The organism is Pedobacter sp. 01T416_2, from assembly GCF_056398925.1.
The window spans coordinates 1-5,224 of the sequence record NZ_JBFTQI010000415.1; the positions used below are offsets into that span (position 1 = coordinate 1).

General features: G+C 41.5%; 4 protein-coding genes. All 4 read left to right on the forward strand.

Going from position 1 to position 5,224, the window contains the following annotated elements; translation table 11 throughout:
* Positions 1-318, forward strand: a 318-nt coding sequence (locus AC1DPQ_RS16795) for a LysE family transporter (RefSeq protein WP_477610306.1), incomplete at its 5' end; no start/stop codon positions are given.
* Positions 319-1,051: 733 nt separating this feature from the next.
* Entirely contained in the window at positions 1,052-1,894 is an 843-nt protein-coding gene (locus AC1DPQ_RS16800) for a metallophosphoesterase family protein (protein ID WP_477584502.1), read from the forward strand.
* 16 nt (positions 1,895-1,910) lie between these two features.
* Complete coding sequence (locus tag AC1DPQ_RS16805) at positions 1,911-2,750, forward strand: hypothetical protein (RefSeq protein WP_477584503.1); 840 nt, start codon at positions 1,911-1,913, stop codon at positions 2,748-2,750.
* A gap of 24 nt (positions 2,751-2,774) precedes the next feature.
* Positions 2,775-5,216: a bifunctional YncE family protein/alkaline phosphatase family protein gene (locus tag AC1DPQ_RS16810; protein WP_477610307.1), complete on the forward strand. Its 2,442-nt coding sequence runs from the start codon at positions 2,775-2,777 to the stop codon at positions 5,214-5,216.
* The last annotated feature ends 8 nt before the right edge of the window (positions 5,217-5,224 follow it).

Sequence of the window (5,224 nt, forward strand, 5' to 3'; positions counted from 1 at the left end):
GAGGATAAACGAAGTGGGAGTGTTTTATATGGGTTAATTTTAGGGGTGCTAAACCCTGTTCAGATTCCATTCTGGCTGTTTTTTGGCAATTATGTCATTTTACACCAATGGATTGAAACGGATTACCTTTCATTGGTGATTTTTAGTTTGGGCTCGGGCGTTGGTTCTACACTTGCACTTTACTTATATGCGCATTTTGCAACCTATATCCAAGAGAAGTTTGCCCTGAGTAGCTTAATTATCAATAAATCGATAGCGATATTTTTGTTCGCATTGGCGGTTTACCTGGTCATCAAGCAGGCGATCGTTATCTTTTAATAAATATTTTCCATGGTCTGTGTCTCCCACAGGCATTTTTTTTTGATGTTCCCTGAATCGGTAGCTCATTTTTTTTGCCACGGAAACACGGAAAGCACGGAACCAGGTGCACTTGGTTTATTAATTCTGGATAATGTTATCTGTCTGAGCTCGTCGAAGACCTAACAACAAATTTTTTCTCCAAGGTCTGTGCCCCCACAGACCTTTTGTTTTTAGTCCTTTCGCTAAATTTTTCATTACAAAATTATTGTTTTTCGTTCTGTGAGGACACAGACCGAGGAATGGGCTCATCATTCCCGAATGATTGGGGATTTAAAGCTATTGCATTACGATTAGCTTCGCTGAGCACTTCGTGGTTCCCGCCTGCGCGGGAATGACGCCCAATTTTAGGGATTTGTCATCCTGAATGCAATGAAGGATCTTTCCTTTAGTAGCAACAGCAATAAAAACTGGGAGAAAGGTTCCGGTAGTTTCAATCACTAATCCAAGGTCTGTGTCCTCACAGACCTTCAGGTTTGCTTTTATCAAGTACTCAATAGGAAGAAATTATTGTTTTTCGTTCTGTGAGGACACAGACCGAGGAATAAAATTTAAGCTGAATTTTCAAGGACCTTTCTGTTATAAAATTGATACACAGATATGCTTTGGTTAACCTAATCATAACATTAAATTTATGTTTAAGAAGCCTGGTCATCCTAATATTGGGCTTTGATACAAAACATATCCCATCCTTATGTCTAACAGACGATTTTTTCTAAAAAATAGTTTGGCCGCAGCTGTTGTGGCCAGTATTTCGCCAGTTTTTTCTTCATTCGCTGAAGAACACACCGCGCCTGCCAGACTGGGCAAAGCTCCTAAATTGCGTTTTGCCATCGCATCCGATGGACATTATGGTCAGCCTGGAACGGAGTACAAATTGCACCATGAGAATATTGTGAAGTGGTTAAATGAATCGCACGATAAAAACCCACTCAATTTTGTGATCATTAACGGAGATCTTGTACACGATCGTCCGGAACTATTATCAGAAGTAAAAAAGGAATATTACGATAAACTTAAAGTTCCTTTTTATGCCATTCCGGGTAATCACGATCATGCCGATGCAAAGATCTGGAAATCGGTTTTTGGCTATGAGGATAACTTTTCTTTCGAAAAAAATGGAGTAGGTTTTGTTTTGGCCAATACTTCTGATACCAAAGGCACTTATTTATGCCCTAACAACGATTTTTTAAAGCAGGAACTCGATAAGTTTAAAAACCTGAAAACTGTTTTCGTGGTGTTGCATATTCCCCCTCATTTCTGGGTGCCCGAAAGCCCTTTTATAGAATGTCCGGATACGATTAAACTGCTGCACAGTTATGCAAATGTAAAAGCAGTATTCCATGGGCACGACCACAGTCTCGATGCCGTTTTTTATACCGATAAACTGCCGCACTTTTTCGATGCACACATCGGTGGAAACTGGGGTACGGCCTATAAAGGTTACCGCATTGTAGAGGTTGATGAAAATGATAAGATCCAGACTTATCAGGTAAATGCAAGTCAATCGCCACTATTAAATGAAACCAAATTTTAATTGATAGATCATTGCAATGAAAAAGACAATTTTGATGCTCATTTTTGCTGGTACCGTCTTAAGCTGTGCCGCACAGAAAATAAATGAAGCCAAGCCTGAAATCAAAACAGGAACTGATGCCGCTCAGCCCTTTCTGTTTTCGCTGAATACCTTAACAGCAGAAAATCCCCGTTGGAATATTCATTATTCAGGAAGTTATGGCGAAAGAACCAATGGACAGTTCGGTTATGATGGTTTAGGGCAACAGTTTGGTGTTAAGGGCTATTTAGGCAGCAGGTTTACCTTGTATGCAACAGCAGCAATCGGTTTTGCCAATTCGGGAGGTGTAACCTCTGCGCAACAAGCTGAAGTAATTAGAGATTTAGTGGGCGGTAAAGGCATAGCTGGTTTTAGGTTAGGTGCTGGTTTAGGTTTAAGCAGAGATTGGTCGAGCATTGGTTCAGCGATTAGCCGCATTACCGCTTCATTTGATCAGACAAACTGGCGAATGGCCGGTAACCTTCGTTTCGAAAAAGCTTTTGATAAAACAAGGGATAAGCTCGATTTTATAAGCAGTTTTGGTTATCAGCATCGTGTTTCTAACGTTTTATACCTTGGCTTTGAAGCCTTAGGTCAAGATTTAGAAGGCTTTTGGGAAAAGGATGAAGCAGAAGGTGGTGCAAAGGTAATGATCGGGCCATCAATCAATCTGGAACCAAACCATTCGAAACTTTCGTTCTCTCTTTCTGGTGGGCCTGTTTTTTATGCAACCCGTAGTCAGGTAATCCCATCAGAGGCCATCCGCGAAATCGGTTCCGTAGCATCTGGTAACGGTTACACCATCAGGGCGCTGGTTAATTTTAATCTTCATCGCTAGGTGTTGCTAAATCAATTTAAGAAAATGAAAAAGTCATATATATTTATATTATTCGGTTTCCTGCTCATCCAAAAAGGATTTGCACAATGGCCAGGCAAAAACGAAAGTACACAGCAGATTTTACTGCCTAATGGGTGGAAGCTGAGCCCGGCAGGGCATTCGTTACAATTGGGTGATTTGCCTTTAAATATGCAGCTCAGCGCCTCGGGTAAATATCTTGCCATTACCAACAACGGACAAAGTACCCAGTCGCTGCAATTGCTTGATGCCAAAACAGAAAAGATTATCGATGAAAAAGTGCTAAGTAAATCGTGGTACGGCATTGCTTTTAGTAAAGACGAAAAACACCTTTACGCTTCAGGCGGTAACGACAACTGGATTTTAGATTTTAATATCCAGAACAATAAACTTGGCAAAAGCGATACTATTAAACTAGGTCCCATTTGGCCAAAGGGAAAAATCAGTCCGGCGGGGATTGTTGTAAACAAAAACAACAGTAAGTTATATACGGTAACCAAAGAAGACAGCAGTTTATACATTATCAACCCCACAGAAAAGCAGATCCTGAAAAAAATCCAGCTTCCTGCAATTGCTTACAGTTGTGTTTTATCTGCAGATGAAAGTAAATTATACGTTTCGCTCTGGGGTGGAAAATCTGTTGCGGTTATCGATTTAGTTTCAGAAAGCATCTCACAACGCATTCCTGTTGGCGATCACCCAAATGAACTATTGCTTAATAAAAAAGGAAATATTTTATTCGTAGCCAATGCCAACGATAATACCGTTTCGGTAATCAATACTTCGAACAATAAGGTGATCGAAACCATTGCTACGACCCTTTATGCCACACAGTTAACAGGTTCTACCACTAATGGTTTAGCTTTAAGTACCAACGAGAAAACTTTGTACATCGCCAATGCAGATAACAACTGTTTGGCAGTTTTTGATGTGAGCAAACCTGGATTAAGTTTAAGTCAGGGTTTTATCCCGGTAGGCTGGTACCCAACGAGTGTGAAGGTTTTGGGCTCGAAAATTTTGGTTACCAATGGTAAGGGCAATACACCTATGGCCAACCCTCAAGGGCCACAACCTATTTCTAAAGTTGATAATAGTGGCTACCATATGGGAAGTACGGCCAATAGCCGGCTGCAGTATATTGCCGGTTTGTTTAAAGGAACCTTATCTTTTATTGATGCACCAAAACCTGAGCAGTTAAAAGCATATACCAAACAGGTGTATGCCAATACGCCCTTTACTGATAAGCGGACTATCATGGCCGATGGTGAAGCCGGAAATCCTATTCCGCGTAAACAGGGCGAAAAATCGCCCATTAAGCATGTTTTTTATATTATTAAAGAAAACAGGACCTACGATCAGGTGCTTGGCGATATGCCAAAAGGAAACGGCGATTCTACATTAACACTTTTTGGTAGAAAAATTACACCTAACCAGCATGCCTTTGCCGAAAACTATGTGCTGCTTGATAATTTCTATGTTGATGCAGAGGTAAGTGCCGATGGACACAACTGGAGCATGGCCGCTTATGCTACAGATGTAGTCGAGAAAACATGGCCTACCAGTTATGGTGCACGCGGCGGAAGTACCACCTTCGAAGGCGGCAGGCCGGTTACTTACCCAAAAGGTGGTTTTATTTGGGATTACTGCCAAAGGGCAGGGGTAAGCTACCGCAGTTATGGTGAGTTTGGCGATTATGGAAAAGCAAATATTAAATCGCTACAGGGCCATATGTGCACGGCTTCGCCCGGGTTTGATATGGATATTAAAGATCAGGTGCGGGTTGATGCATGGCAGCATGATTTCGATTCGTTATTGGTGGCTGGTGTTGTGCCACAATTTAATACTTTAAGAATATCTAACGACCACACCAGCGGACAAAAGAAAGGTAAATACTCGCCACAGGCAGCAGTTGCCGATAACGATTTAGCTGTGGGCCGTATTTTGGAGCATTTATCGCATAGCTCAATCTGGAAAGAATCGGTTGTTTTTATTTTGGAAGATGATGCACAGAATGGCCCCGATCATGTTGATGCGCACCGTTCGCCAGCATATGTGGTTGGCCCTTATGTTAAGCGGAATACGCCTGTTCATACGATGTATTCTACTTCCGGATTTTTAAGAACAATGGAACTTATTTTAGGTTTGCCGCCAATGAGCCAGTACGATGCTGCAGCTATGCCACTGTATGAATGTTTTACGGCTACGCCTGATTTTACACCTTATAATGTGATTCAGCCGCTTATTGATTTAGATACACGGAATGTGGCGGTGAATGAAAGCAGCAGACGTTCCGAACTGTTCAATTTTGCCAAAGAAGATTCGGCACCAGATTTAGATTTAAACGAAGTGGTATGGAAATCGGTTAAAGGCGAGCAATCGATAATGCCAGCGCCAAAACGGAGTGCTTTTGTGATTTTGGAGAAGAAGAAAAAAGACGATGATGATTAGGGCTCAGT

Bases quoted from the DNA above. Each gene is read 5' to 3' on its own strand.
- AC1DPQ_RS16800 (WP_477584502.1), top strand. From the start codon at position 1,052: ATGTCTAACAGACGATTTTTTCTAAAAAATAGTTTGGCCGCAGCTGTT.
- AC1DPQ_RS16805 (WP_477584503.1), top strand. From the start codon at position 1,911: ATGAAAAAGACAATTTTGATGCTCATTTTTGCTGGTACCGTCTTAAGC.
- AC1DPQ_RS16810 (WP_477610307.1), top strand. From the start codon at position 2,775: ATGAAAAAGTCATATATATTTATATTATTCGGTTTCCTGCTCATCCAA.